Source organism: Polaromonas naphthalenivorans CJ2 (genome assembly GCF_000015505.1).
Lineage (GTDB): Bacteria > Pseudomonadota > Gammaproteobacteria > Burkholderiales > Burkholderiaceae_C > Polaromonas > Polaromonas naphthalenivorans.
This window is the reverse complement of record NC_008781.1, coordinates 1037016-1062710: the sequence shown is the minus strand read 5'-3', so window position 1 is coordinate 1062710 and position 25695 is coordinate 1037016. Positions and strand designations below refer to the sequence as shown.

General features: G+C 59.6%; 22 protein-coding genes. 10 read left to right on the top strand and 12 right to left on the bottom strand.

The features are described 5' to 3' along the window. Positions 1 to 25 precede the first annotated feature (25 nt). The 5 genes from PNAP_RS26820 (at position 26) to PNAP_RS04995 (ending at position 6752) form a co-directional block, all read left to right on the top strand. On the top strand, positions 26 to 346 hold the full coding sequence (locus PNAP_RS26820; protein WP_157040214.1) for a hypothetical protein: 321 nt from the start codon (positions 26 to 28) through the stop codon (positions 344 to 346). Further along, positions 343 to 2577, top strand: coding sequence for a cyanophycin synthetase (locus tag PNAP_RS05010; RefSeq protein WP_011800417.1), 2235 nt, complete (start codon positions 343 to 345; stop codon positions 2575 to 2577). The genes PNAP_RS26820 and PNAP_RS05010 overlap by 4 nt, the downstream gene beginning before the upstream one ends. Then, positions 2577 to 5165 carry a cyanophycin synthetase gene (gene cphA / locus PNAP_RS05005; protein WP_011800416.1) on the top strand — a complete coding sequence of 863 codons (2589 nt, stop codon included), beginning with the start codon at positions 2577 to 2579 and terminating at the stop codon, positions 5163 to 5165. The genes PNAP_RS05010 and cphA overlap by 1 nt, the downstream gene beginning before the upstream one ends. Positions 5166 to 5308: 143 nt before the next feature. Next, positions 5309 to 6139: an urease accessory protein UreD gene (locus PNAP_RS05000; RefSeq protein ID WP_011800415.1), complete on the top strand. Its 831-nt coding sequence runs from the start codon at positions 5309 to 5311 to the stop codon at positions 6137 to 6139. 169 nt (positions 6140 to 6308) lie between these two features. Then, complete coding sequence (locus PNAP_RS04995; RefSeq protein ID WP_011800414.1) at positions 6309 to 6752, top strand: hypothetical protein; 444 nt, start codon at positions 6309 to 6311, stop codon at positions 6750 to 6752. 106 nt (positions 6753 to 6858) lie between these two features. Here the strand turns inward: PNAP_RS04995 and urtE are convergent, their stop codons facing one another. The 5 genes from urtE to urtA all read right to left on the bottom strand — a co-directional run bounded on the left by urtE (position 6859) and on the right by urtA (position 13098). Further along, the gene (gene urtE, locus PNAP_RS04990) at positions 6859 to 7554 is read right to left on the bottom strand and encodes an urea ABC transporter ATP-binding subunit UrtE (RefSeq protein WP_011800413.1); all 696 of its coding nucleotides are present in this window, start codon (positions 7552 to 7554) and stop codon (positions 6859 to 6861) included. A 499-nt stretch (positions 7555 to 8053) separates the two neighbouring features. Beyond that, positions 8054 to 8932 (bottom strand): urea ABC transporter ATP-binding protein UrtD, encoded by an 879-nt coding sequence (gene urtD / locus PNAP_RS04985; RefSeq protein ID WP_011800411.1) that lies wholly within the window; start codon positions 8930 to 8932, stop codon positions 8054 to 8056. Continuing rightward, entirely contained in the window at positions 8929 to 10140 is a 1212-nt protein-coding gene (gene urtC, locus PNAP_RS04980; protein ID WP_011800410.1) for an urea ABC transporter permease subunit UrtC, read from the bottom strand. The genes urtD and urtC overlap by 4 nt, the downstream gene beginning before the upstream one ends. A gap of 3 nt (positions 10141 to 10143) precedes the next feature. Then, a complete protein-coding gene (gene urtB, locus PNAP_RS04975; RefSeq protein WP_011800409.1) occupies positions 10144 to 11718 on the bottom strand; it encodes an urea ABC transporter permease subunit UrtB in 1575 nt (524 codons plus the stop codon). Between the two features lie 96 nt (positions 11719 to 11814). Then, positions 11815 to 13098, bottom strand: a complete 1284-nt coding sequence (gene urtA / locus PNAP_RS04970) for an urea ABC transporter substrate-binding protein (RefSeq protein ID WP_011800408.1) — start codon at positions 13096 to 13098, stop codon at positions 11815 to 11817. A gap of 262 nt (positions 13099 to 13360) precedes the next feature. On the opposite strand from urtA, the gene PNAP_RS25535 reads away from it, so the two are divergent. The 3 genes from PNAP_RS25535 to PNAP_RS04960 all read left to right on the top strand — a co-directional run bounded on the left by PNAP_RS25535 (position 13361) and on the right by PNAP_RS04960 (position 17586). Then, positions 13361 to 15109, top strand: a complete 1749-nt coding sequence (locus PNAP_RS25535; RefSeq protein WP_157040213.1) for an ATP-dependent nuclease — start codon at positions 13361 to 13363, stop codon at positions 15107 to 15109. Further along, positions 15093 to 17102 (top strand): UvrD-helicase domain-containing protein, encoded by a 2010-nt coding sequence (locus PNAP_RS25530; protein ID WP_011800406.1) that lies wholly within the window; start codon positions 15093 to 15095, stop codon positions 17100 to 17102. The genes PNAP_RS25535 and PNAP_RS25530 overlap by 17 nt, the downstream gene beginning before the upstream one ends. Before the next feature lie 151 nt (positions 17103 to 17253). Further along, positions 17254 to 17586 (top strand): helix-turn-helix domain-containing protein, encoded by a 333-nt coding sequence (locus PNAP_RS04960; protein ID WP_041377011.1) that lies wholly within the window; start codon positions 17254 to 17256, stop codon positions 17584 to 17586. A gap of 113 nt (positions 17587 to 17699) precedes the next feature. Here PNAP_RS04960 and PNAP_RS04955 read toward each other — a convergent pair whose 3' ends face one another. Further along, positions 17700 to 18779, bottom strand: a complete 1080-nt coding sequence (locus PNAP_RS04955) for a PDDEXK nuclease domain-containing protein (protein WP_011800404.1) — start codon at positions 18777 to 18779, stop codon at positions 17700 to 17702. A 136-nt stretch (positions 18780 to 18915) separates the two neighbouring features. Between PNAP_RS04955 and PNAP_RS04950 the strand changes: the two genes are divergently transcribed. Then, on the top strand, positions 18916 to 19224 hold the full coding sequence (locus PNAP_RS04950; RefSeq protein ID WP_011800403.1) for an EthD family reductase: 309 nt from the start codon (positions 18916 to 18918) through the stop codon (positions 19222 to 19224). 39 nt (positions 19225 to 19263) lie between these two features. Here the strand turns inward: PNAP_RS04950 and PNAP_RS04945 are convergent, their stop codons facing one another. The 6 genes from PNAP_RS04945 to PNAP_RS24880 form a co-directional block, all read right to left on the bottom strand. Further along, positions 19264 to 20037: a slipin family protein gene (locus PNAP_RS04945; protein WP_011800402.1), complete on the bottom strand. Its 774-nt coding sequence runs from the start codon at positions 20035 to 20037 to the stop codon at positions 19264 to 19266. Beyond that, positions 20034 to 21395 (bottom strand): NfeD family protein, encoded by a 1362-nt coding sequence (locus PNAP_RS04940; RefSeq protein WP_011800401.1) that lies wholly within the window; start codon positions 21393 to 21395, stop codon positions 20034 to 20036. The genes PNAP_RS04945 and PNAP_RS04940 overlap by 4 nt, the downstream gene beginning before the upstream one ends. A gap of 70 nt (positions 21396 to 21465) precedes the next feature. Further along, entirely contained in the window at positions 21466 to 22593 is a 1128-nt protein-coding gene (locus tag PNAP_RS04935) for an endonuclease/exonuclease/phosphatase family protein (RefSeq protein WP_011800400.1), read from the bottom strand. 50 nt (positions 22594 to 22643) lie between these two features. Then, a complete protein-coding gene (locus PNAP_RS04930) occupies positions 22644 to 23147 on the bottom strand; it encodes a hypothetical protein (protein WP_011800399.1) in 504 nt (167 codons plus the stop codon). A 221-nt stretch (positions 23148 to 23368) separates the two neighbouring features. Continuing rightward, positions 23369 to 24445: an AI-2E family transporter gene (locus PNAP_RS04925; RefSeq protein ID WP_041377010.1), complete on the bottom strand. Its 1077-nt coding sequence runs from the start codon at positions 24443 to 24445 to the stop codon at positions 23369 to 23371. A 179-nt stretch (positions 24446 to 24624) separates the two neighbouring features. Further along, positions 24625 to 25017, bottom strand: a complete 393-nt coding sequence (locus tag PNAP_RS24880) for a hypothetical protein (protein WP_011800397.1) — start codon at positions 25015 to 25017, stop codon at positions 24625 to 24627. Positions 25018 to 25288: 271 nt separating this feature from the next. Here PNAP_RS24880 and PNAP_RS25525 point away from each other — a divergent pair, with 271 nt between their 5' ends. Continuing rightward, positions 25289 to 25693, top strand: a complete 405-nt coding sequence (locus PNAP_RS25525; RefSeq protein WP_198140672.1) for an EF-hand domain-containing protein — start codon at positions 25289 to 25291, stop codon at positions 25691 to 25693. The last annotated feature ends 2 nt before the right edge of the window (positions 25694 to 25695 follow it).

Below are 25695 nucleotides of genomic sequence, written 5' to 3'. Positions count from 1 at the left end.
GTTGTTTTGACTTCTTTTCCCTGCCGTGAGCATGACTTGCCGCAGTCTGCAGGCCGGGCTCCCGGAAGGTTTTGGTATCGTGCGGGATGCATCTAAAAAACCGATTTTCGCCGAAGCCACCTCGCTTGAGCGCATGTTGACCGATTCCTGCTTTTTAAGCCAGCCGGCCATTGATTCTCAAGGATTCGCAAAGCGGCACAATGCGCCAAGCCGATCCTGGCAACCAACACCTGACAGCCCGGCAGCCTCTGCCTTTATTCGCCCCCTGACCGGCATGTCGCCGTTCCGGAATCAAAACGTCGCACCGGCCCGGCCGGTTGACCCCAACAAAATTTGCCACCCATGAGCAAACTGGACGATATCAAACTGCTGCGCATCAATTATTTGCGCGGCCCCAACATCTGGACCTACCGCGCGGTACTGGAAGTCTGGCTTGACTTGGGCGCGCTGGAAGATTTCCCGAGCAACCTGCTGCCCGGCTTCAATGACCGGCTGCTGGCCCTGCTGCCGGCGTTGCTTGAACACCACTGCGGCGTGGGCGAACGCGGCGGCTTTCTGCAGCGCCTGAACGAAGGCACCTGGACCGGCCATGTGCTGGAGCATGTGGTGATCGAGCTGCTCAACCTGTCCGACATGCCGACCGGCTTTGGCCAGACCCGCAGTACGTCGAAGCACGGCGTGTACCGCATGGTGTTCCGTGCGCGAGACGAGCAGGTCGCCCGCACCGCGCTGGCCGAAGGCCACCGGCTGCTGATGGCCGCCATCAACCACCTGCCCTACGGACCGGCCGATGTCCAGGCGGCCGTGCAGGCCATCCGCGACCAGATCGACGACTGCTACCTCGGCCCCAGCACGGCGGCCATCGTCGCCGCCGCGACCGACCGGGGCATTCCGCACATCCGGCTGAACGACGGCAACCTGGTGCAGCTCGGCTACGGCGCCAGCCAGCGGCGCATCTGGACCGCCGAGACCGACCTGACCAGCGCGATTGGCGAAAGCATTGCCCACGACAAGGACCTGACCAAAAGCCTGCTGGCCAGCTGCGGCGTGCCGGTGCCCGAAGGCGAGATCGTGGCCAGCGCCGAAGAAGCCTGGGAAGCGGCGCAGGACATCGGCCTGCCGGTGGTCGTCAAGCCATCGGACGCCAACCACGGCCGGGGCGTGTCGCTGGACCTGAACACGCGCGAAGAGGTGCTGGCGGCTTTTGCCGTGGCCGAGCCCGAAGGCAGCGAAGTCATGGTCGAGCGCCATGTGCGCGGCCATGAGCACCGCCTGCTGGTCGTCGGCGGGCGCGTGGTGGCCGCCGCGCGCGGAGAAGTCGCGATGATCACCGGCGACGGCCAATTAACGGTCAACCAGCTGATCGACGAACAGCTCAACACCGACCCCCGGCGCGGCACCGGGGAAGACTTTCCGCTCAGCCGCATCGACACCGCCACCGACGGCGCCATCGTGCTCGACCTGCAGCGCCAGGGCTTGACGCCCGAAGCCGTTCCGGCGGCCGGCCGCGAGGTGCTGATCCAGCGCAACGGCAACGTGTCCATCGACTGCACCGACGAGGTGCATCCCGAGGTCGATTACATCGTCTCGCTGGCCGCGCGCGTGGTCGGTCTGGACATTGCCGGCATTGATCTGGTGGCGCAGGATATCTCGCGCCCGCTGCATGCGCAGGGCGGCGCGATTGTCGAGGTCAACGCCGGCCCCGGCCTGCTGATGCACTTAAAGCCCGCGCAGGGCGCGCCGCGCCCGGTGGGCCGCGCCATCTGCGACCACCTGTTCGCGCGCAACGCCGAAACGCCCGACCACCGCAGCCAGGGCAGTGACGGCCGCATCCCCATCGTCGGCATTGCCGGATCAAGCGGCACGCAGCACATTGCGCGGCTGGTGGCCTGGCTGCTGCACCTGTCGGGCCGCTACACCGGCCTGGCCTGCCAGGATGGCCTGTTCCTGGACCAGCGCCGCGTCGAAAACACCGACAGCACGGGCTGGGAAGCCGGCCAGCGACTGCTGATCAACCGCGCGGTGCAGGCCGCCGTGTTTGAAAACGGCGCCGACACGATTTTGCGCACCGGGCTGGCCTATGACCGCTGCCAGGTCGGCGTGGTCACCGACCTGGGCGGCGCTTCGGCGCTGGCCGAATTCGACATCATGGACGACGCGCAGATGTTCAAGGTCATGCGCTCTCAGGTCGATGTGGTGCTGCCCGGCGGCGCGGCGGTGCTCAATGCCGCGCATGCCGGCGTGGCCGACATGAAACCCTTGTGCGACGGTGAAGTGATTTTCTACAGCCTGGACCCCGGCGCGGCGGCCATTGCAACGCACCGCACAGACAACGGCCGGGCCGTGTATGTGCGGCAAAACCAGGTGGTGCTGGCCACCGGAACGACAGAATCCTTTTTGCCCGGCCTGGGCAAGCTCACGGCCTGGTGCAAGCGGCATGCGCGCAGCGGCATCACCGAAAGCTCGCTGCTGGCCGCCATCGGCACCGCCTGGGCGCTCGATATTCCGCTCAACCTGATTGGCGCGGGCATCGAAGCCTTTGACTCCAACCCACAACCTGCCGGGAGGGCAGACTGATGGAAGTTTCACGTATCCGGGCCCTGCGCGGCCCCAATCTCTGGAGCCGCCGCACGGCCCTTGAAGCCATCGTCGCCTGCAGCCCCGCCGAATGCTCGGTGGACAACCTGGCCGGGTTCGAGCCGCGCCTGCGGGCCTTGTTTCCAGGCATCGGCGTCCTGCGCGAGACCGGCCCCGCCGGTCCGGTGTCGCTGGCGCATGTGCTGGAAGCAGCCGCGCTGGAGCTGCAGGCCGCAGCTGGCTGTCCGGTCACCTTCAGCCGCACCTCGGCCACGCTGGAGCCGGGCACCTACCAGGTCGTGGTCGAGTACAGCGAAGAAGCGGTGGGCCGCCTGGCGTTTGAGCTGGCGCAGGCGCTGGTGCATGCAGCCCTGCAGGACGCGCCTTTTGAGCTGCAGGCCGCCATTGCCCGCCTGCGCGACCTCGATGAAGACGAGCGCATGGGTCCGAGTACCGGCGCGATTGTCGATGCCGCCGTGGCGCGCGGCATTCCCTACCGGCGCCTGACCAAGGGCAGCATGGTGCAGTTTGGCTGGGGCTCGCGCCAGCGCCGCATCCAGGCGGCCGAACTCGACAGCACCAGCGCCGTGGCCGAATCGATTGCGCAGGACAAGGACCTGACCAAGAAGTTGCTGCGCGCCGCCGGCGTTCCGGTGCCGCTGGGCCGTCCGGCCAGCGACCCGGACGACGCCTGGGCAGCGGCGCTGGAGGTCGGCCTGCCGGTCGTGGTCAAGCCGCAGGACGGCAACCAGGGCAAGGGCGTGACCGTCAACATCATGACGCGCGAGCAGCTTGACAGCGCCTGGCGCGCGGCCGCCGAACATGGCGAAGTCATGGTTGAACGGTTTCTGCCGGGCTGCGACTTTCGCCTGCTGGTGGTCGGAGCCAAGCTGGTCGCCGCTTCCCGGCGCGAGCCGCCGCAGGTCGTCGGCGACGGCGTGCACACGGTGCGCGAGCTGGTCGAGATCGTCAACCAGGACCCCCGGCGCGGCGAAGGCCATGCCACGTCGCTGACCAAGATACGGTTTGACGACATCGCTGTCGCCCGGCTCGATGCCCAGGGCTTGAGCCCCGCGTCGGTTCCGGCCAAGGGCAAGCGCGTCATTTTGCGCAACAACGCCAACCTGAGCACCGGCGGCACCGCCACCGACGTGACCGACGAAGTGCATCCGGCCATCGCCGCCCGCGCCGTGGCGGCCGCGCAGATGATCGGCCTGGACATTTGCGGCGTCGATGTGGTGTGCGAAAGCATGCTGCGCCCGCTGGAGGCGCAAAACGGCGGCGTGGTCGAGGTCAATGCCGCGCCCGGCCTGCGCATGCACCTGTCGCCTTCCTACGGCAAGGGCCGCGCCGTCGGCGTCGCCATGATTGACGAGCTTTTCCCTGCCGGTGAAAACGGCCGCATTCCCGTGATTGCCGTCACCGGCACCAACGGCAAGACCACCACCACCCGGCTGATCGCCCACCTGCTGGCCGCGCACGGCCTGCGCACCGGCATGACGAATACCGACGGCGTCTATATCAACGGCCGGCAGACCGACAGCGGCGACTGCAGCGGCCCGAAAAGCGCGCGCAACGTGCTGATGCACCCGGACGTGGACGCGGCGGTGTTCGAGGTCGCGCGCGGCGGCGTGCTGCGCGAAGGCCTGGGCTTTGACCGCTGCGAAGTCGCCGTGGTGACCAACATCGGCAGCGGCGACCACCTCGGGCTGAACTACATCACCACGGTCGAAGACCTGGCGGTGCTCAAACGCGTGATCGTGCAGAACGTCGCGCCCACGGGTTACGCGGTGCTCAATGCGGCCGACGCCATCGTCACCGAGATGGCCCAGGCCTGCCCCGGCAAGGTGATCTTTTTCGGCGCCGACCGCCATCACCCGCTGATGGCCACGCACCGCGCGCAGGGCAAGCGCACGGTGTTTGTCGATGGGCCAATGCTGGTGGCCGCCGAAGGCTCGCGCGTCGAGCGCATCGCGCTGTCGGGCATTCCGGTCACGCGGGCGGGAAGCATCGGCTTTCAGGTCGAAAACGTGATGGCGGCCGTGGCGGCGGCCTGGGCCGTCAACGTCAGCTGGGACACCATCAAGAGCGGCCTGGCCAGCTTCGCCTGCGACACGCACAACGCACCCGGCCGCTTCAACGTGATGGACTATGGCGGCGCCACCGTGATTGCCGACTACGGCCACAACCCCGACGCCATGCTGGCGCTGGTCGCCGCCGTCAATGCCATGCCAGCGCAGCGCCGCAGCGTGGTCATCAGCGGCGCGGGCGACCGGCGCGACAGCGACATCACCAACCAGACGGTGATTCTGGGTGCCGCGTTCGACGACGTGATCCTGTACCAGGACGCTGCCCAGCGCGGCCGGGCCGATGGCGAAGTGATGGCGCTGCTGCGCGAAGGCCTGAAAGGCGCCAGCCGCACGCAGCGGATTGACGAGATACGCGGCGAGTTCGTGGCCATCGACACGGCGCTGGCGCGCCTGCAGCCCGGCGACCTGTGCCTGGTCCTGGTCGATCAGGTGCAGGAGGCGCTGGACCACCTGGCGCTGCGCATCAGGGAAGCGCGGGAAAAGCTGATGCCAGCCTGAAAGTCCAGAGGCGCGGCGGCCATCAAGGCAATTTTTGGCCGCCGCAGACCTGAATTTATAAGAAATAGGCCGTTTGCGCATGCTGGACGGGCGCAGGCAGCTATATTTTTAATAGCAAATAAACCTCCTTCGCCGGCCCCCCCATGACCTGGAACGCAACCCTCGCACTCGACTACACGCGGCAGGCTGAAAAAACCGTCGCCCACTTTCGCCACAGCGGGCCGCTGCGGATTTTGCAAAGCCTGTACCCCGAAGGCGACGGCATTTGCCACAACGTCATCGTCCATCCGCCCGGCGGGCTGGTCGGCGGCGACACGCTGGATCTGGCCTTCACTGCAGGCGCCGGGGCGCATGGCCTGGTCACCACGCCCGGCGCCACGCGCTTTTACCGCTCGACCGGCGAGCCCGCGCTGCAGCGCACCCGGCTGTCGCTGGAGGCCGGCGCGCGCATGGAATGGCTGCCGCTCGAAGCCATCTGCTACAGCGGCTGCCTGGCTGAAAACCGGCTGACGATGGAACTGGCAAGCGGCGCCGAGCTGATCGGCTGGGACGTGACCGCGTTCGGCCTGCCCGCCGCCAGCCTGCCCTTTGCGCACGGCCATTTTTGCCAGCACATCGAAATGCCGGGCGTGTGGCTGGAACGCGCGCGCATTGCCGCTGGCGACACGCTGCTGATGGACAGCCCGCTGGGGCTGGCCGGGCAGCGCTGCATGGCGTCGATCTTCTTCGTGGCCGGCAGCAAGCTGGAGCGCAACCGCAGGCAGCAAGCGCTCGACGTGGCCAGAGAGGTCATCGAAGCCCATGCCTTGCGCGCCACGGCGGGCGCCACCAGCCCCGACGGCCAGGTGGTGGTCGTCAGGGTGCTAGCACCGCTGGTCGAGCCGGCGATGACGCTGCTCAGGCAGGTCTGGCAGGCCTGGCGCAGTCATTTCTGGCAGCAGCCAGCGGCCCTGCCGCGCATCTGGTCGATGTAAAACGGGCTTTTTGGGGCTTTTCTGAGGGTTTCTGGGCTTTCAGGCTTGAAAGAGCTGTCCTACAGAGGAATCCGGCATTGCACGCGGCCTGGGCGCCGCATTTCCTGTCAGTCTGCAAAGCCTTGAGGTTTCACACTCTTCGTATAAATCTTTATCAGGAGTTCCGGCCATGCTCACATCCATCAAGTCCCGTTTCACCCGCACTTCACCGCTTAACCGCTTGGGCAAGGGCGCCACTTATTTCGGACTCACCGCGCTGCTGGCGATGACGGCGGCGACCGCTCAAATCGCCACCCCGGACACCACCGGCCTGGACAGCACGGGCAATGCCAAAAGCGAAATGGCCGCCTGCAAGAGCGGTAAAACCCAGCAGGATCGCAACGCCTGCATGAAAGAGGTGCGCAATGCCAATGCGGAAAAGCGCGCCGGCAAGCTGGGCAGCGGCGCCGACTACACGGCCAACGCCATGAAGCGCTGCGAAGTCTTCAAGGAAAGCGAAGACCAGGCCGCCTGCCGCGCGCGTGTCGAGAGCCAGGCCAAGCTGGACGGCAGTGTCGCCGCCGGTGGCGTGCTTCGCCAGGGCGAAATCACGGTGCCTGCAACACCGCAATAAAGCGGCCATTCGCTTTCAGCAAGCGTGAAGAAAGCGCCTGCTAAAGCCAAAGAAAAATGGGCCGATTGCGGCCCATTCTGCTTTTTACGATGGGGATGGCAGCCCGCTAAATCGCCACCATCTGCCGCACGCCATCGGCGGGCATGTTCTTGCCCAGTCCGCGCGCGATGAACTCGCCGCGTTCCATGACCAGGTAGTCATCGGCCAGTTCCTCGGCAAAGTCGTAATACTGCTCGACCAGCAAGATCGCCATGTCGCCCCGGTCGGCCAGCATGCGGATCACGCGGCCGATGTCCTTGATGATGCTGGGCTGAATGCCTTCGGTCGGCTCGTCGAGGATCAAGAGCTTGGGTTTGGCGGCCAGCGCGCGCGCAATGGCGAGTTGCTGCTGCTGCCCGCCCGACAGGTCGCCGCCCCGGCGGTTCAGCATCTGCTTGAGCACCGGGAACAATTCGAACAGCTCGGCGGGAATCGGCGTGCTGGCGCTTTTGTAGGCCAGTCCCATGCACAGGTTTTCTTCAACCGTGAGGCGTGCAAAGATTTCCCGGCCCTGGGGGACGAAGCCGATGCCGGCGCGGGCGCGCTCGTAGGGCGTGTATTTCTGGATTTGCTGGCCGTCGAATTCGATGCTGCCAGTCTTGATGGGCACCAGGCCCATGAGGGACTTGAGCAGCGTGGTCTTGCCGACACCGTTGCGGCCGAGCAGCACGGTGACCTTGCCGAGGTGGGCTTCGAGGCTCACATCGCGCAGGATGTGGGAGCCGCCGCCGTAGTATTGGTTGATGTTTTTGACGTTTAGCATGGCGGCGACCTTGTGGCGGGTTCGGATTCGGGGAGGCCCCCATCCCTGCCTTCCCCCAGCGGGGGAAGGAGCAAAACGGGGAAAGTTGCGACGAGGCGATTACCTGTTTTTGCATCAAAAGTGGCTCTAGCGCAAGCAGCGCGTGCGCAACCAGCTATTGAATTAGTAGCATGCATGGCTGAACCCCAAGCGTTGCGGCTGTTTGGCTGTTCGGACTTCATTCCCCGATTGCCCCGTTCTGTCTGGGCCTGTGATGACCGAAAAAAACGGGATCAGGGCGGCGCGCTGTTTGAGCGAAGCGAGTTTGCGCCGACCCCCGTTTTTTTCGGGCAGCGCAGGTCGCCCGTAGCGAAGCGAAGGGACCCAGACAGCCGGGTCGCCTTTCTTTTGCTTACTTTTCTTTGGCGAAGCAAAGAAAAGTGAGTCGCCGCCGGGCGATTCCCGGCCAGCAGGCCCAAGCAGAACCCCCGCACCCAGATCAAACAAGAAAAAAAGCACATCACCGACCAAGATACACCTCAATCACCCGCTCATCCGCCTGCACCTGGTCCAGCGTCCCCTGCGCCAAGACAGACCCATCGCACAAGACAGTGACGATTTCAGAAATCGTGCGGATAAAGCTCATGTCATGCTCGACCACCATCAGCGAATGCTTGCCCTTGAGCGTCAAAAACAGCTCGGCCGTGCGCGCCGTTTCCTCATCCGTCATGCCCGCCACCGGCTCGTCAAGCAACAGCAGCTTCGGATCCTGCATCAAAAGCATGCCGATTTCCAGCCACTGCTTTTGCCCATGGCTCAGGTTGCCCGCCAGCCGGTTGACACTGTCGGCCAGATGAATCGTCACCAGAATCTCGGCAAGCCGGTCGCTCTGCAATGAGTCCAGCCGAAAGAACATCGACGCCTTCACGCCCTTGTTGGTCTTCAGCGCCAACTCCAGGTTTTCAAACACCGTGAGTTGCTCGAACACCGTCGGTTTCTGGAACTTGCGGCCAATGCCGAGCTGCGCAATGTCGGCCTCCTTGTGGCGCAGCAGGTCAATCGTGCTGCCGAAAAACACCGTGCCCTCGTCGGGCCGGGTCTTGCCGGTGATGATGTCCATCATGGTCGTCTTGCCCGCGCCGTTCGGGCCGATGATGCAGCGCAACTCGCCCGGCGCAATGTCCAGGCTGAGCTTGTTGATGGCCTTGAAGCCGTCGAAGCTGACGCTCACATCCTGCAGGTACAGGATGCGGCCGTGCGTCACATCGACCTCGCCCGGCGTGGCGATGCGGCCGGTGCTGGCGTTGCGCCCGCCCGAGGCGGTATTGTTTTGACGCTCCACCAGCGCCTGGTGCTCTTGAACGCGGCGCGCGCCCTCCTCCAGCAGATCGGGGGTCATTGTTCAGCTCCCTTGCGCAGTTTTTTCACCAGCCCGACAACACCATTGGGCAAGAACAGCGTGACGCCAATGAACAGCGCGCCCAGAAAATACAGCCAGAACTCGGGGTAAGCAACCGTCAGCCAGCTCTTGGCGCCGTTGACGATGAAGGCGCCGACTATCGGCCCGATCAGGCTGGCGCGGCCGCCAACCGCTGCCCAGATGGCGATTTCAATCGAATTGGCCGGACTCATCTCGCCGGGGTTGATGATGCCGACCTGCGGCACATACAGCGCACCGGCCACGCCGCACATGACGGCCGAGATCACCCAGATCGTCAGCTTGTAGCCCAGCGGGCTGTAGCCCGAGAACATGACGCGCGTTTCCGCATCGCGGATCGCCTGCAGCACGCGGCCGAACTTGCTGCCGACCAGCCATTTGGCGAACAGGAAGAAGCCCAGCAGCGTCAGCCCGGTCATGACAAACAGCGTCATGCGCATCGACGGCGTGGCAATCGGGATGTCCAGGATGCGCTTGAAGTCGGTAAAGCCGTTGTTGCCGCCAAAGCCGGTCTCGTTGCGGAAAAACAGCAGCATCGCGGCAAAGGTCATGGCCTGCGTGATGATCGAAAAGTACACGCCCTTGATGCGCGAGCGAAAGGCAAAGTAGCCGAACACAAAGGCCACGATACCCGGCACCGCGACGATCAGGATCAGGGTGGCGACAAAGCTGTCGCTGAAGGTCCAGTGCCAGGGCAGCTCCTTCCAGTCGAGGAAGACCATGAAGTCGGGCAAATTGCTTTTGTAGTTGCCGTCAGCGCCGATCTGGCGCATCAGGTACATGCCCATGGTGTAGCCGCCAAGCGCAAAAAACACGCCGTGGCCCAGCGACAGGATGCCGGTGTAGCCCCAGATCAAGTCCATGGCCAGCGCGCAAATCGCGTAGCACATGATCTTGCCCAGCAGCGCGACGGCGTAAGTGCTCAGGTGCAGCGCATGGCCCTCGGGCACCCAGAGATTGAGCACCGGCGCCACGGCGCAGACCACGATCAGCGCGATGACAAAGGCGCTCCAGCCGCTGCGGGTCAGCAGCGGGCCTTTGCCGGGAAGCTCGACGCGCCCCGGGCTGGATGGCGCTGGCGGGCGGGCCTGAGCCGGCACTTTAGGCGCCAGATCGGTGCCCTGCTCCGCAAGCAAGGAATCATTGATGGTGGGGAAAGGGGTGCTCATTTTTTATGCCTCTGCCGAACGGCCCTTCATCGCGAAGATGCCCTGGGGCCGCTTCTGGATGAAGATGATGATGATCACCAGCACGGCGATCTTGGCCAGCACGGCGCCGGTCCAGCCTTCGAGGAATTTGTTCAGGATGCCCAGCCCCATGGCGGCGTACACCGTGCCGGCCAGCTGACCCACGCCGCCCAGCACCACGACCATGAAGGCATCGACGATGTAGCCCTGCCCCAGGTCCGGCCCGACGTTGCCGACCTGGCTCAGCGCGCAGCCCGCCAGCCCGGCAATGCCCGAACCGAGCGCGAACGCATAGGTGTCGATGCGCGCCGTGTTCACGCCCATGCACGAGGCAATCGGGCGGTTTTGCGTCACGCCGCGCACGAACAGGCCCAGCCGCGTCCTGCCGATCAGCCAGCCCATGCCCAGCAGCACGGCAATCGCAAAGCCGATGATGACGAGCCGGTTGTAGGGCAGCGACAGGTTGCCCAGCACCTGCACGCCGCCGCTCATCCAGACCGGGTTTTCAACGCCGACGTTTTGCGCGCCAAAAATCGAGCGCACCAGTTGCTGCAGCATCAGGCTGATACCCCAGGTGGCGAGCAGCGTCTCCAGCGGCCGGCCATAGAGGAAGCGGATCACGCTGCGCTCCAGCACCGCGCCCATCAAGGCCGACGCCAGAAAAGCCACCGGCACGGCGGCCAGCAAATACCAGTCAAACGCGCCGGGCAGGTATTTCTGGAACAGGCCCTGCACTACATAAGTCGCGTAGGCGCCGATCATCATCAGCTCGCCGTGCGCCATGTTGATGACGCCCATCAGCCCGTAGGTGATGGCCAGGCCGAGTGCCACCAACAGCAGGATGCTGCCCAGGCTGATGCCACTGAAAATCGCGCCCAGCTTGTCGCCCCAGGCGAGCGAGGCCTCGACCTTGGCCAGCGCCGCCTGCAGCGCGACCTTCACATCGGCATCCAGCTCGGTGCCCAGGCGCTCGATCAGCACGGTTTTGGTCGCGGGATTCTTGCTGGCCGACAGCAGGCCGGCCGCTTCGAGGCGCTTGGCCCTGTCGCTGCTGCCGAGCAGGATGGCGGCGCGCATCATCTCCAGCTGGTCCTTCAGCGCGGGCACGGTCTCAGCCGCCCAGGCTTTTTCAATCAGCGGCAGCCGGGCCTCGTCGCTGTCGCTGCCCAGCGTCTTGATGGCTTCGCGGCGCAGCTGTTCGTCCTTGGACAGGAGCTTGAGCGCGGCCAGCGCGTTGTCGAGTTCGCTGCGCATCATGTTGGGGTTGATCACGTCTTCGGCGTCTTGCGGCAGGGGCTGCTCGGCGCCGGTGACCGGGTCGAAGGCCTTGTCGTCCTTGACCACGAAGACCTTGTCGCCGCTGGTCTTGACGGCGTCGTCGGACAGCGCCTGGATGAAGGCGACGGTTTTTTCATCGGCCGTGAGCGCCGCCTTGTTCAGCGCCTCGACACGCGTGTCGGTTTCGCCAAAAATAATGCCTTTTACCTCGTCTGCGCTTAAGGCATGGGCATGAGCAGCTATGAAAAGCGTAGCATAGAAAAGGAGGTGTCGAAGTCGCATAAAAGAACCTGTAGGTTGGGCGGGCACGCTCCACGGGGTGGCGCCCAGACTGCAATTTCCTTGCAAAAGCGGGGCCGCGGAGGCCCCGAATCAGCGTTACTTCTTGACGACGCTCATGCCCTTGACCGGCTCGTCAGGCTTGGACGCATTGCCTTCGATGTACGGGCTCCATGGCTTGGCTTTCACCGGGCCGGGCGTCTTCCAGACCACGTTGAACTGGCCGTCGGCCTTGATCTCGCCGATGAACACCGACTTGTGCAGGTGGTGGTTCTTCTCGTCCATCTTCGACAGGATGCCCGACGGCGCCTTGAAGGTCTGGCCGGCCATGGCGGCAATCACCTTGTCGGTGTCGGTCGATTTGGCTTTTTCAACCGCCTGCTTCCACATGTTGATGCCGATATAGGTCGCTTCCATCGGGTCGTTGGTCAGCGGCTTGTCCTTGTGGCCGGCGATGCCCTTGGCCTTGGCGTAGTCGCTCCACTTCTTGATGAACTCGGTGTTGGTCGGATTCTTGATCGACATGAAGTAGTTCCAGGCAGCCAGGTGGCCGACCAGCGGTTTCGTGTCCACGCCGCGCAGTTCCTCTTCACCCACGCTGAACGCCACGACCGGCACGTCCTTGGCCTTCAGGCCGGCATTGCCCAGTTCCTTGTAGAAAGGCACGTTCGAGTCGCCGTTGATGGTCGAGACCACCGCCGTCTTGCCGCCCTGCGAGAACTTCTTCACGTCGGCCACGATGGTCTGGTAGTCCGAATGGCCGAACGGCGTGTATTTTTCGTCGATGTCCTTGTCGGCCACGCCCTTCGATTTGAGGTAGGCGCGCAGGATTTTGTTGGTGGTGCGCGGGTACACGTAGTCAGTGCCCAGCAGCACCCAGCGCTTGGCGCCACCGCCGGCCTTGCTCATCAAATAATCGACGGCAGGAATCGCCTGCTGGTTCGGCGCCGCGCCGGTGTAGAACACGTTCTTGCTCAGCTCTTCACCCTCGTACTGCACCGGGTAGAACAGCAGGCCGTTCATTTCCTCGACCACCGGCAGCACCGACTTGCGCGACACCGAAGTCCAGCAGCCGAAGATGACGGAAACCTTGTCCTGGCCGAGCAGCTGCTTGGTCTTTTCGGCGAACAGCGGCCAGTTAGAGGCCGGATCGACGACGACGGGTTCGAGCTTCTTGCCCATCACGCCGCCCTTGGCATTGATCTCGTCAATCGCCATCAAGACGGTGTCTTTCAGCACGGTCTCGGAAATCGCCATGGTGCCCGACAGGCTGTGCAGGATGCCGACCTTGATGGTGTCTTCGGCCGCATACGCGGGCAGCGCGGACAGGGTGGTCAGGGCGACGGCGGCGGTGAGCGCCTTGAGGGTGAATCGACGTTGCATGAGTGCTTCTCCGGTATGGGTTGACAAGTTTCCATCTCGCTGGGTGGGGCCTGGAAAACAGGCCTTTTTCGTCGCGATGAGGAGACTTTAGGGAAGCATGCGGGGTTGGGGAATACGCCGTGTGGCGTATGAAGCATGGCATAAGTTGTCAAAACCCCTCAATTTGTCATGCGAGAGAGTCGCGAAGTTCACCACTGACATTTTTTCAAAAGTAAACTTATCATGTTACTCAAAGCAGAAAACAGTAAGAAATAAAATCAATATGCATCTTTCAAAGATAAAACTATGGAATTTCCGAAAATATGGCGACAACTCAACATTTATCTTGGAAAAACCAAATCTTTATCTAGACTTCAACTCTGGCCTAAATGTTTTAATAGGTGAAAACGATTCTGGAAAATCTGCAATCATAGATGCGATTCGCCTTGTGATGAAAACGCATAGTTATGACTGGCTACGAATCGATGATGACGATTTTCATGTAGGACAGAACAGACTAAGAATCGAGCTAACTTTGGCAGATATTAAGCCAGAGGAGGGTAAAAATTTTACAGAATTTTTGTCTTGGGAAATACTCGATGGAATTACAGTTCCATCCCTACGACTCATACTTGATGTCAAGAAGAATCTCCTTACTAACCAAGTTTCCCCCTATGAAGTACGTGCCGGAGCTGATGCCGATGGGAGACAACTTAGTCCAGAAGCGAAAGAGTACCTAAAAGTAACGTACCTCAAGCCTCTCAGAGATGCCAAAGAGGAATTAGTTGCAAGAAAGAATTCTCGTCTTTCTCAAATTCTCGTTGGACATGAGGCATTCAAAAATCGTGGAACTGACCATTTACTAATGGGGCAATTAGCAAACTTTAACGAATCTATAGAGAATTATTTCAACGGAACAGATCTGATGGGTGTAGAAATTACGGATCAATTTGGTAAAAGTTTAAAAGATCAAATTGATACATACGTACAAGCACTTTATGAGCCAGACAAAAAAACTGAATTAGCTGTTACAGAACGAGGTCAACTAAAGAACCTCCTAGAAAAACTCGAACTATCTATTCAAGGAGAAACCCGACCAGGATTGGGTACCCTGAATAGACTTTTCATGGCATCCGAACTTCTGCACTTAAACAAAAATAACTGGACAGGAATACGCCTTGGATTAGTAGAAGAGCTTGAAGCCCACTTACATCCACAAGCACAGATGCAAGCAATTGAGACGTTTCAAAAACATGATGAAGTACAACTAATACTTACTACACACAGTCCCAATATTGGCTCAAAACTAGAGCTCAAAAATCTGATTATTTGTAGCGGAGGCAATGCATTTTCTATGAATGCCGAAAACACAGAATTAAACACTGATGACTACGTATTTCTTCAACGATTTTTAGATGTAACAAAGGCGAATCTATTCTTTTCAAAAGGAACTATTCTTGTGGAAGGATGGGCAGAAGAATTAATATTACCAGAGTTTGCAAAACTAATAAACTTCAACCTCACCGAAAAGGGTGTTTCCGTTATAAACGTAGCAAGTATTGCCTTTATTCACTATGCAAATATTTTCAAAAGAAAAAAAATTCCGCACCTCATACTACCAGTAGCCATTATTACTGATGTGGATATCGCTCCAAACGACGAAGATGGACCAATCCCAGGCGACAAACAGAAGCTTACCGAAGCATGTAGACTGAAAAAAGAAAAATACGATGGCCAATGTGTAAAGTCATTTATTGCACCTCAATGGACACTCGAATACTGTCTTTCTAAGTCAAGCACCTTCAGAGAAAAATTTGCAGAGATCACAAAGACTGTGCATAGCAAAACAGACTGGACAGACTTCGATGCAAAACTAGCTGAAAAGTTAAAAAATAAAAGCTTAAAGAAAACAGAGATTGCAAGCCGGCTGGCACAAGCAATTTCAAAGGGCGAAATTGACAAAACCAAAATAGCTGAAGATATCCATATCAAATACTTAGTTGACGCTATCAAATATGCTTGTACAACTTAACGTCTCAGATGACGATATTGCATATGCCGAAAGAATACTTCTACCTCTTGGCTGCATCTTTGATGAGGAGCGTAGAGAATTCATTCGAAATTTTGGGACACTTGATTTACAAGCTGTACCTGGAAGTGGCAAAACAACCGCCCTACTTGCGAAACTACTGATTCTTGACCGTTATTTGCCATTTAGCGATGGCTCTGGCATCTTGGTTATTTCACACACAAACGCTGCTATAGATGAAATAAAAAATAAGATAGGTTTTGCATGCACTAACCTTTTCAAATATCCTAATCATGTAGGGACAATTCAGAGCTTCGTTGACAAGTTCGTTGCAATTCCGTTTTATATCGACAAATACAAGAAAGCACCCCTACGAATTGATGATGACATTTATAATCAAAAATTTTCAAAGCCGCCCTACAACATCAAAAATCTTACTCCACAAGACAGCAACAATGCCAAGCATTGGCTTAGAGCAAATATCAAAAGCATACGCTGGTCATTTTTGCAAGGGAAAAAGACTCTAACGGATGGCTATTGTGGAAAAGAGATTGATTTCAAAAAGCCGAAGGGAAAGACCAAGAACTACATCGACTGGAATTCGACCGAAAAAAAGAATGTTCGCTCATGGATATATAAATTTAAAGCCCAAATTCTTGATGCTGGATGTCTTTGTTATGACGATGCATATTTTCTTGCAAGCGTTTCACTCGAAAGAAATCCAGCCATTAAACTTTTTCTTCAAAAGCGTTTTACATATGTTTTTGTTGATGAAATGCAAGACCTTCAAAAGCATCAACACAATCTTTTAGAAGAAATTTTTTTTGATGATGGAACGAGTAACTCCATCTATCAAAGAATAGGTGATAAAAATCAGTCTATTTATGATGCAAAAGAAGCTGTCTCACAGCCATTTTGGAATGATCGCCAAACCGTCTTGGAACTAAATGGTAGTTATCGACTGAGTTCGATACTTGCCGGAGTCGTTAGCCCATTCGCCATATCTCCCCTGAGAATTGAAGGACGGAGGAAAAATACGGACGGGAGTGACGTTCGCATCAAACCTCACTTAATTATATTTTCAGAGAAAAACAAAGAATATGTAATTCCTCGCTTCTCAGAAATTATTAATTTCCTGATAAATGACGGAAGCATTTCGGCAAGTCCACGTAACAAATATAAAGCAATTGCATGGACAACTAAAAAGGAAGATGGAAAATTACGCCTCGCCGACTATTTCCCAGATTTTTCCAGGCAAGAACAACAGCGAACTACAGAATATCTGACACTTGAGAGCTACATCACGAATTACGATAAGGAAGATAGAACGCTGTTCTCCATCGAGCGAAATATTTGCAATTCACTTCTTAGAATCTTGAGAGAGGAAGAGATTGTTGGTGCTGATAAATCACAATACACGAAATCCAAAATGCGTGACTTCCTAAAAGAAGCCAATTCCAACTATTTTTCTGCATTTGAAGCAAAGCTATACAAATGGTGTTTAAGCGTTATTCAAGGAGAAAGCGCTGCAGTATTGGTAGACATAAAAATCAATCTACCTGAATTCATTTCTCAATTCGGAACTCGAATAAATAATAGCAGCAATTTTATAAACAAAACAGGCAACACCCCTAGTTCAGCACCAATCAGCGCTAATAACAAAACCGCAAATGTTTTTCAGTGCAACGGCTTCAAAGTGGAGGTATCGACGGTACATCGCGTGAAGGGAGAAACTCACACGGCGACCTTGTACATGGAAACATTTTATGAAAAAAAAGGTGGTGGTGGAAATTATGAGTCCGAGCGTTTGATAGCTTCCCTGAAAGGTAATGCCATAGCAGCCAATGCGCACAATCTGATCAAACAGTCGGCGAAGATGGTTTATGTTGGATTTTCCAGGCCAACACATCTGCTGTGCTTCGCAGTGCATGAGTCCAGATTCGCAAAATTCGAGATGGACATCGATCATGATGTCTGGGAAATAGTTCGACTATAGGTTTTTCATCGCTAGCAGCTGGTTTTAATAAGACTATTACGAATACAGAGGTTTTATAAAAGCTGCCTTGATGTGGGAGCAAACACGACAAAGACCTCGCCGAGGCACGCTACCGCGCCGTGGCAAGAGAAAGAAAGGCCAGCAAATGACGATTGATATTGACACCCAAGTCCGCCACATCACAAAACCCGGAGCTAACCTGTTCCGCGAACTCGGTTTTGCGCCTAGCGAGGCTGAGCGCTTTCAGGCGGAATCCAGGCAGCAGATCAATGACACCCAGGTGCTGAAAGAGCAGCTGATGGGCGAGTTGTCAAAATGGATCAGCGACAACCATTTGAAGCAGGCCGATGCGGCACAAATCCTGATGGTGTCGCGGCCGCGTGTATCCGATGTGGTGAACATGAAGTCCAGCAAGTTCACGATTGACACGCTGGTCAATATGCTGAGCCGCATCGGGAAGCCGGTGCGGCTGGCGATTGGTTAAAAAAACCCGTCTTGTTTGCTACCAATTAAATAGCATTCTGCGCATACCCAGCAAGCGCTAGCGGCCTAAAATTCTTAACAAATACAAAACCGGCAGCCGAAACAGGCGTAATTTCAACCGCCCGCATCGGCAGGGCCATCCGCCTCCACCTGCCCCATCAAACTAGCCCGTTCCCGGTCCAGCTCCCGCCGCAATTCCTCCTCTGACGGAAGCACCAGTTTGTAGCGGCTGGCAAACAGCTGTTCGCTGCCATTCAGCACCGAATAGCGCACCACCGAAGCATCTTTTTGCGAACACAAAATAATGCCCACCGTGGGGTTGTCGTCCGGCCCGGTTTTCAGCTCGTCGTACATGCGCACATACATGTCCATCTGGCCAATGTCCTGATGGGCCAGCTCACCCGTTTTCAGGTCAAACAGCACAAAGCACTTGAGCAAATAGTTGTAGAACACCAGGTCGATGTAGAAGTCCTTGCTCTCGGTGCTGATGCGCTGCTGCCGCGCCACGAATGCAAAGCCTTTGCCCAGTTCCAGTAAAAACGCCTGCAGCTTGTCCATCAAGCCCTGTTCCAGATCGGATTCGAGCAAACGCCCGGTACCCGGCAGGCCCAGAAACTCCAGCAGCACCGAGTCGCGGACAAATTCGCGCGGTGTCTGGCTCAGCGGCGCCAGCAAGGCGCTGGCTTCCGCCGCCACGGCGGCCTTGTCCTGGCTGGCCAGCAGGCGCTCGTAATACAGCGTGCCGATCTGCCGCTCCAGCGCGCGGGAACTCCAGTTCTGGCGGACCGCTTCGCTCACGTACCACTGGCGGGCAGCTTCGCTTTCGACCCGCAATAGTCGCCGGTAGTGTGTCCAGCTCAATTCGTGACGCAGTGCGTCACGAATTGGGAACGCCTGGTAGAACGTCCGCATATTGCGCAAATTGCTGGCGTCAAAGCCCCGGCCAAACTCTTGCGTCAAGCGCCCGGCCAGTTGCGGCAACAGGCGTGCGCCATACGTTGCGCGCGCCTGCCCCTGCTGCTCAAACTCCACGATATAGCGACCAATTTCCCAGCAGGTATGAACCTGGATCGCATCCACCGCACGCAGCGCCTGCGTGCGCGCCTGCGCGATCAGTTCGCGCAAGCGGCCCAGCAAAGGCCCGAGCGCGACGGCTTCAGGCTCGGCGGGTGGTACTTTGTCGAGATTGGTCATGTGATGGCTTTCCTGTACGTGGAATTGCCGATGTTAAGGCTGACGCATAGCTGGCCATGGCACCCGCCCAACTGGTAAATTGCATCCCGGCCCGCGCCTTGCGGGCCGAGCCACACAACAGACCGGAGACAACCCTATGGCCAAGCTTTTCGCGATCTACCAGCAGCCCGCCGACACCGCTGCATTCGATGACTACTACTTCAACAAGCATCTGCCGCTGGCCAAGACGCTGCCCGGCTTGCGCAGCTATGAAGTGACCAGCGGTGACGTGATGGGCATGGCGGGCAAGCATGGCGCTTACCTGGTCGCCGTGCTGGAGTTCGACTCCATGGCGGCCATCCAGGCGGCCATGGCTTCAGCGCAAGGGCAAGCCACCGCCGCCGACCTGGCCAACTTTGCCGGCGCGGGCGTGGACATCATGGTGGGCGAAACGCGCCGGGTCTGATTCAGCGCCGAGGCTTGGATGCCAGCCGGGGTCCGCTTTTCAGCCTTCGGCCCGTTTCTGCTTTTCCAAAAACGGCGTCAGCAAATCCATCGGCAGCGGAAAGATCACGGTCGTGTTCTTGTCGGCGCCTATCACCGTCAGTGTTTCGAGGTAGCGCAACTGGATCGCCTGCGGCTCCTGCGCGAGGATTTTCGCCGCCTGGAACAGCTTTTCGGCAGCCTGCAGTTCGCCCTCGGCATGGATCACCTTGGCGCGCCGCTCGCGTTCGGCCTCGGCCTGGCGGGCAATCGCGCGGATCATGGATTCGGTCAGATCGACCTGCTTGATCTCGACGTTGGCGACCTTGATGCCCCACGAATCGGTTTGCGCATCGAGCGCCTGCCGGATGTCGGTGTTGAGCTTCTCGCGCTCGGCCAGCATGTCGTCGAGCATGTGCTTGCCCAGCACCGAGCGCAGCATGGTCTGCGCGAGTTGGCTGGTGGCGTTGAGGTAGTCCACCACCTGGATGATGGCCTTTTGCGGGTCGATGACGCGCAAATAAACCACGGCGCTGACCTTGACCGACACGTTGTCGCGCGAGATCACGTCCTGCGTCGGCACCTCCAGCACCACGGTGCGCAGATCGACCCGCACCGCCTGCTGGATGATCGGGATGATGATGACCAGCCCCGGCCCCTTGACCTGCCAGAAGCGCCCCAGCGTGAAGACGACGCCGCGCTCGTACTCGCGAAAGATGCGCACCGCGTTGAGCAAAAAAACAATCAGCAGCAGCACCAGCAGTGCGCCGCCCAGCCAGCCGAATTCGATGTTCATGTTGCCTCTCCTTGCGGGCGAACGGGTTCGACGCTGAGCACCAGCCCGTCGATGCCGACCACCCTGACCTGTTGACCGCGCCCAAGCGGGGCGTTCGCACGAACCTTCCACACTTCGCCAAGGAAGCTTGCCGACAAGCTGCCGTCGGGGTTGACGATGACTTCGCCGGTCGCGCCCAGCAGCTGCTCACGGCCGCTGACCACCGGCCGCTGGCGCGCGCGCAGCGCGAAGTTCAGCACGACCAGCAAAAAACCGGCGCTGGCCAGCGTCACGCCGGCAATCAAGGGCCATGGAATACGGTAGGCGGGCGCGTCGGTGTCGATCAGCATGACCGAGCCGATGACAAAGGCCACGATGCCGCCCAGCCCCAGCAGGCCAAAACCCGGCGCGAAGTGCTCGGCCACCAGCAGGCCGACGCCCAGCGCGATCAGCGCCAGGCCGGTGTAGCTGACCGGCAGCAGCTGCAGGGCGAACAGCGCGAGCAGCAGGCTGATGCCGCCGATGACGCCGGGCGCGACCAGCCCGGGGCTGTAGAACTCGAACAGCAGGCCGTAGAAACCGATCATGAGCAAAATGTAGGCAATGCCCGGGTCGGTGATGACCGCCAGCAGCCGGGTGCGCCAGTCCGGCTGGATGTCGATGATTTCGGCGGCGGCGGTGGCCAGCCGCCTTTCCTGGCCCAGCACCGACAGCTTGCGGCCGTCGAGCTGCTTGAGCAGTTGCGGCACGTCGGCGGCCACCACATCGATGACGTTCAGCTTGAGCGCCTCCTGCGCCGACAGGCTGACCGCCTCGCGCACCGCCTTGTCGGCCCATTCGGCGTTGCGCCCGCGCAGCTCGGCCAGGCCGCGAATGTAGGCGGCCGCGTCGTTGGTCTGCTTGTTCAGCATCGCCTGCGCCGATGACGGTGCATTGTCCGTCCCGGATTTGTCCCGGGATGCAGCGGGTTCGCGCGGTGCTGCGGGCTGGGGGCCTAGCGACACCGGCGTTGCCGCGCCCAGGTTGGTCGCCGGCGCCATCGCTGCGACATGGCTGGCGTACAGGATGTAGGTGCCGGCGCTTGCCGCGCGCGCGCCGTTGGGCGCGACAAAGCTGGCGACGGGCACGGGCGAAGCCAGGATGTCCTTGATGACCGTGCGCATCGACAGGTCCAGCCCGCCGGGCGTATCCATCTGGATGACGACCAGTTGCGCCTTGAGCGCGGCGGCCTTGTCCAGGCCGCGCCGCAGGTAGTCGGCATGCGCAGGCCCGAGCGCCCCGCTCTGGCTGAGCAGCACGACCGGAGCCACCGCCGCCGGCACCGGCTGCGCGCCAGGCAGCGACGACCAGAAGATCAACAGCAGCGCGAGTATTCGCATCAACCCGCCTCCTTTTCACGGCCAGTCAACCAGGTTGCAAGCATGGCGGCACTCCGGCTGGCCTTGCCGGCTAAATATCCAGCTCCACCCACACCGCCGCATGGTCCGATGCCGCTTCCTCGGCGCGCGTCACTTCCTTGAAGTGCGGCCACAGGGTTCCGTTCGTGCCGCCCCACATGCCGCGCCGCTCGACGCCGGCGGCCTTGACCTTGTCGAACAATCCGGGCGACAGCAGGATGTAGTCGAACTTGCCCGAGGCGGTGCAATTGCCATGGGTGCCGGGCCGCCCGCCATTGTCATACTGCGGGTGGCCGGCCACGTCGCGCAGGCTTGAGCCTTCGCGCAGCAGCGGGTTCAAGGGGGCGTTGCCGGGCACTTCGTTCAGGTCGCCCATCATGACCAGCCATTCGTCGCCTTCGGCAAGGTGCGCGTCGTAGATCTCGCGCACCCGCGCGGCCTGCCGCTTGCGCTTGGCGTTGTTCGCGGCCTGCTCTCCGTAGCCCTTGCTTTTGAAATGGTTGAGCAGCACCCACAGCCGTTTCCCGCTGGGCAGGCCAAGCTGGTATTCGGCGCAGTCGCGGCTGAAGATCAGGCCTTGCGCGTCGGCGTCATGCACATGCGAGCGGATCGACAGCACCGGGTAGTCGCGGCGCGTCAGCAGGCCCACGTCGATGCCCCTGTCATCGTTGCCGTCCACCAGCATGACGTGGTGGTAGGCGTTGAACAGGAGGTGATCGATGCTGGTTTCGCCCAGCACCTGTTCGTTGAACAGGCGCAGCGTGGTGCGGTCTTCGGCCTCCATCACGCCCAATACGTCGGCGTTGAGGGTGGCGATGACCCGGGCGGTGTTTTGCGTGGCCACTTCATTGACCGGCTCGGTCTTCAGCTCGACCCAGCCAATCCAGCTGGTGCGCCCGCTGGCGACGATTTCGGGTTCCCCGGTTCGCGGCCTCTTGATCAGCTGTCCGCGAATCTTGCGCAGCCGCATCAGCGGCCCCTCGTCGGATTTGAGCAGCCCGCTGGCCTTGAGCAAGGCCAGCATAAGGGTCTTGTCGGCGCTGCTGTAAACCGCCTTTTCAAACAAGGTATTGAGCGCCTGGTGTGCTTCCAGCGCCGGTTTGCCCTCGGCCCATGTCGCCCCGTTCATCGCCTTGGTACGGTTAAACATGTTTTCGACGTTAAAGGTGGCAATCAGCATTGATGTTCCCCTGAAGGTGAAGCCGGCCTGGGCGCTGATGCGCTGATGCGCTAATGCGCGGGGCTGCCGGTCAGCGCCATCACCAGCCACCAGGAGCAAGCCGGTCCATCCGGATCAGCCGCTGCCGGGTCAAGCTGGTGCAGGCAGTCGCTGGGCTGCACATAGCCGTGCTCGCCCAGTCGCGGCAAGAAGTCAGGCAGGTCGCCATCGCCCGGTCGGTGTTTTTTGGAGGACCAGGAAAACCTGACGACTTCCAGGCCATACAGCGACTGCAAGCGGTCACAGCGCTCAAAACACGCGGCAGGCGTGCTGTTGTAGCCATGCAGGTAGAGCAGCAGTGGCCGCGACTCCTGGAACATGGGCAGCAAGGCCTGCATCGAGTCGGCATCATCGACATCGCTGTCGATTTGCGACACTTTCCAGCGCCCCGCCATGGCCTGCGGCGTGTGCTCCAGCGTGGCCAGCGCCCGGTGAGCCAAATCGGCGGTGAATGTTTGCTGACAAACCAATGCGTCGGCCCGGCTTTCGAGTTCACGACTGCTGAAGATAAGCATCTTCGTCTCCCTTGTTACTTTTTCTTGAACAGTGCATGAGTGCACTGTCCAGTCATCGTGACCAAAGAGCTTGCCGATGGCTATCCCCCAAACGAGTGATTTGCATCACGCATTGCTATGAAGAACCCTGGGTCGGTTGGAAACAGGGACATCAGTCGCTACAAATACAATAGCTATACAGGCTTATTCCACCTGCGCAAAAGGCCTGAATCATCGAAAATTCAGGCCGGCGGCGGCTCAACCGGCGCATCCTGCCGGGCCTTGCTGAAAATATCCCACGCCGCCATGAACATGGCGGCAATCACCGGACCGATGACAAAGCCATTCAGCCCGAACAGGGACATGCCGCCAATCGTGGAAACCAGCACCACGTAGTCGGGCATCTTGGTGTCCTTGCCGACCAGCACCGGGCGCAAGACATTGTCAACCAGGCCAATCACCAGAACGCCAAAGGCGATCAGCACCACGCCCTGCCAGATGGCGCCGGTCGCCAGGAAATAAATCGCCACCGGAATCCAGACCAGCGCCGCGCCGACGGCGGGCAGCAGCGACAGGAAAGCCATCAGCGTGCCCCACAGCACGGGCGCATGAATGTTCAGGAACCAGAAGATCAGGCCGCCCAGCGCGCCCTGCATGACCGCCACCGCGATATTGCCCCTGACGGTGGCGCGAATGACGGTGGTGAACTTGCTGAAGAGATTGCGCTTGATGTCTTCTTCGAGCGGAATGGCCTGCTTGATGCGCCTGGACAGCGCGGCGCCGTCGCGCAAAAAGAAAAACATCAGGTACAGCATGATGAAAAAGCTGACGAAAAAATCAAAGGCGTTTTGCCCGATGTTCAGGGCCTGCGTGGCAATGAACTGGCTTCCCTTGGTCAGGCTGTCCGACACGCGCTCCTGGATCAGGCCCAGGTTGTTCAGCCCCGAGCGGTTGAGCAGGCTGGTGATCCACGCCGGAAGCGCATCATAAATCTGCTGGAAATAGCGGCCAAAGCTCAAGTCCCCGGACTGCACGCGCTGGTAAACGCCGGCCGCTTCCTGCGTCAGCAGGGCGCTGATCAGCCCCACGGGCAAAATGACCAGCACCAGGATGATGGACACCGTGAACAGGGCCGAGAGCGTGCGCCTTTGAGACAGCTTGCTCATGAAGCGCAAAAAAATCGGCGAGAACATCAGCGCGAAGATCGCTCCCCAGAACACCGCGCCGTAATAAGGCCACAGCACCCAGAAGAAAGCCAGCGAGACCAGCACCAGCAGCAGCAGGAAGGATCTGTCTTCAAGGGTGGAAGACCTGGCCATTTTTGAAAGTTTCATGGGCTTGCCGAGGTTAGGAAGGCTAAAAAAATTACCCATGGTAACGGCATCGATGCCGGCAAAGGGATGCAGATGCGCCTCAGCCAGCGTCACGGAGCGCTAAATTCACCGGCTGCATTCGTGTGCTTGCAACGGCCTGAAAATCACATCCTCGCCGCTTCGGTTCAGGCTTTGCGGGACGGATCTGCGTCCCCGCTGTCTTCATCGGCTTGCAGCTCATCGCTGTCGTCGGCGAGGTCTTCGACTTCGCTGAGGTCGCTCAGATCGTCAAGGTCATCGCCCGCCGCCTCGTCCAGGCCCGTCTCCTCATCTGCGCCGGGCGGCTGTTCAATCTGGTCGGGCAGGATGTCGGCGTCCGTGTGACCAAGGTCCGTGCCCACCGTGGCGCGCTCCCCGGTTCCGGCGGAATCGCTGTCGCTGGACAGTTCGTCGTCGCTGTAAGCGCCCGTGGCATCGCTGCCGCTGTCGGAGTTGTCGCTCGGACCCAGGGCGTGCATGTCTTTGCCACTGATTTCCTCGGGCAGTTTGGAGCCGCCCAGAATGCTGCTGGTTGCCATGGTGTTTCCTTGTGCTTTTAAAAGGTCTTGAGGCTTCCTATTGTGAAAAGCCAGGCCGGCCGGCCCTGTCGGACAGTCAAGGGCCATGCTGTCAGCCGCTGGCGCATGTGTTGCCATCGCGCTAAAAATCGGCCTTTCATCGCCGGCAAAATCATGCACCGGCAGATGTGCCTGCGGCGTAAAGCTGCGCAACAGGCTGCAAGAGTGCTGGAGCTGCCAGGCAAACTGGCGTCCAATGGCACGGATGTTTGACTCTTCGCTTTACAAATCAATGAATTTTTCCACGGCCAATCGACTCAAATCATGTTCCGCCTTGCCCGCCAGGGCGTTTACCGTGCCGGCATGGGCATTGACGCTCTGCATGAGCGCAGCAGCGGCTTTGTTCGCCTTGAGCGCCCACGCCCAAGGCGTTGAGAATCCTCCGCCTGCGTCGTCTTCCGGCGCTTCTGAAGTTTCCGCCGCCGAACTGCCTGCGCCAGCGCCCCGCTATGCGGCCAATGACCTGGAGCGCGCCTTCGGCTTCATGGATGGCGACCGCGATGGCAAGGTCAGCCGCCAGGAAGCGTCCGGCTTTCGCGGCGTGGCCAAGAACTTTGACCGGGCCGACACAAACCAGGACGGTTTCCTGTCCCGGGAGGAATTCGACACGGCCATGAATTACGTCAAGCCGAAATGACC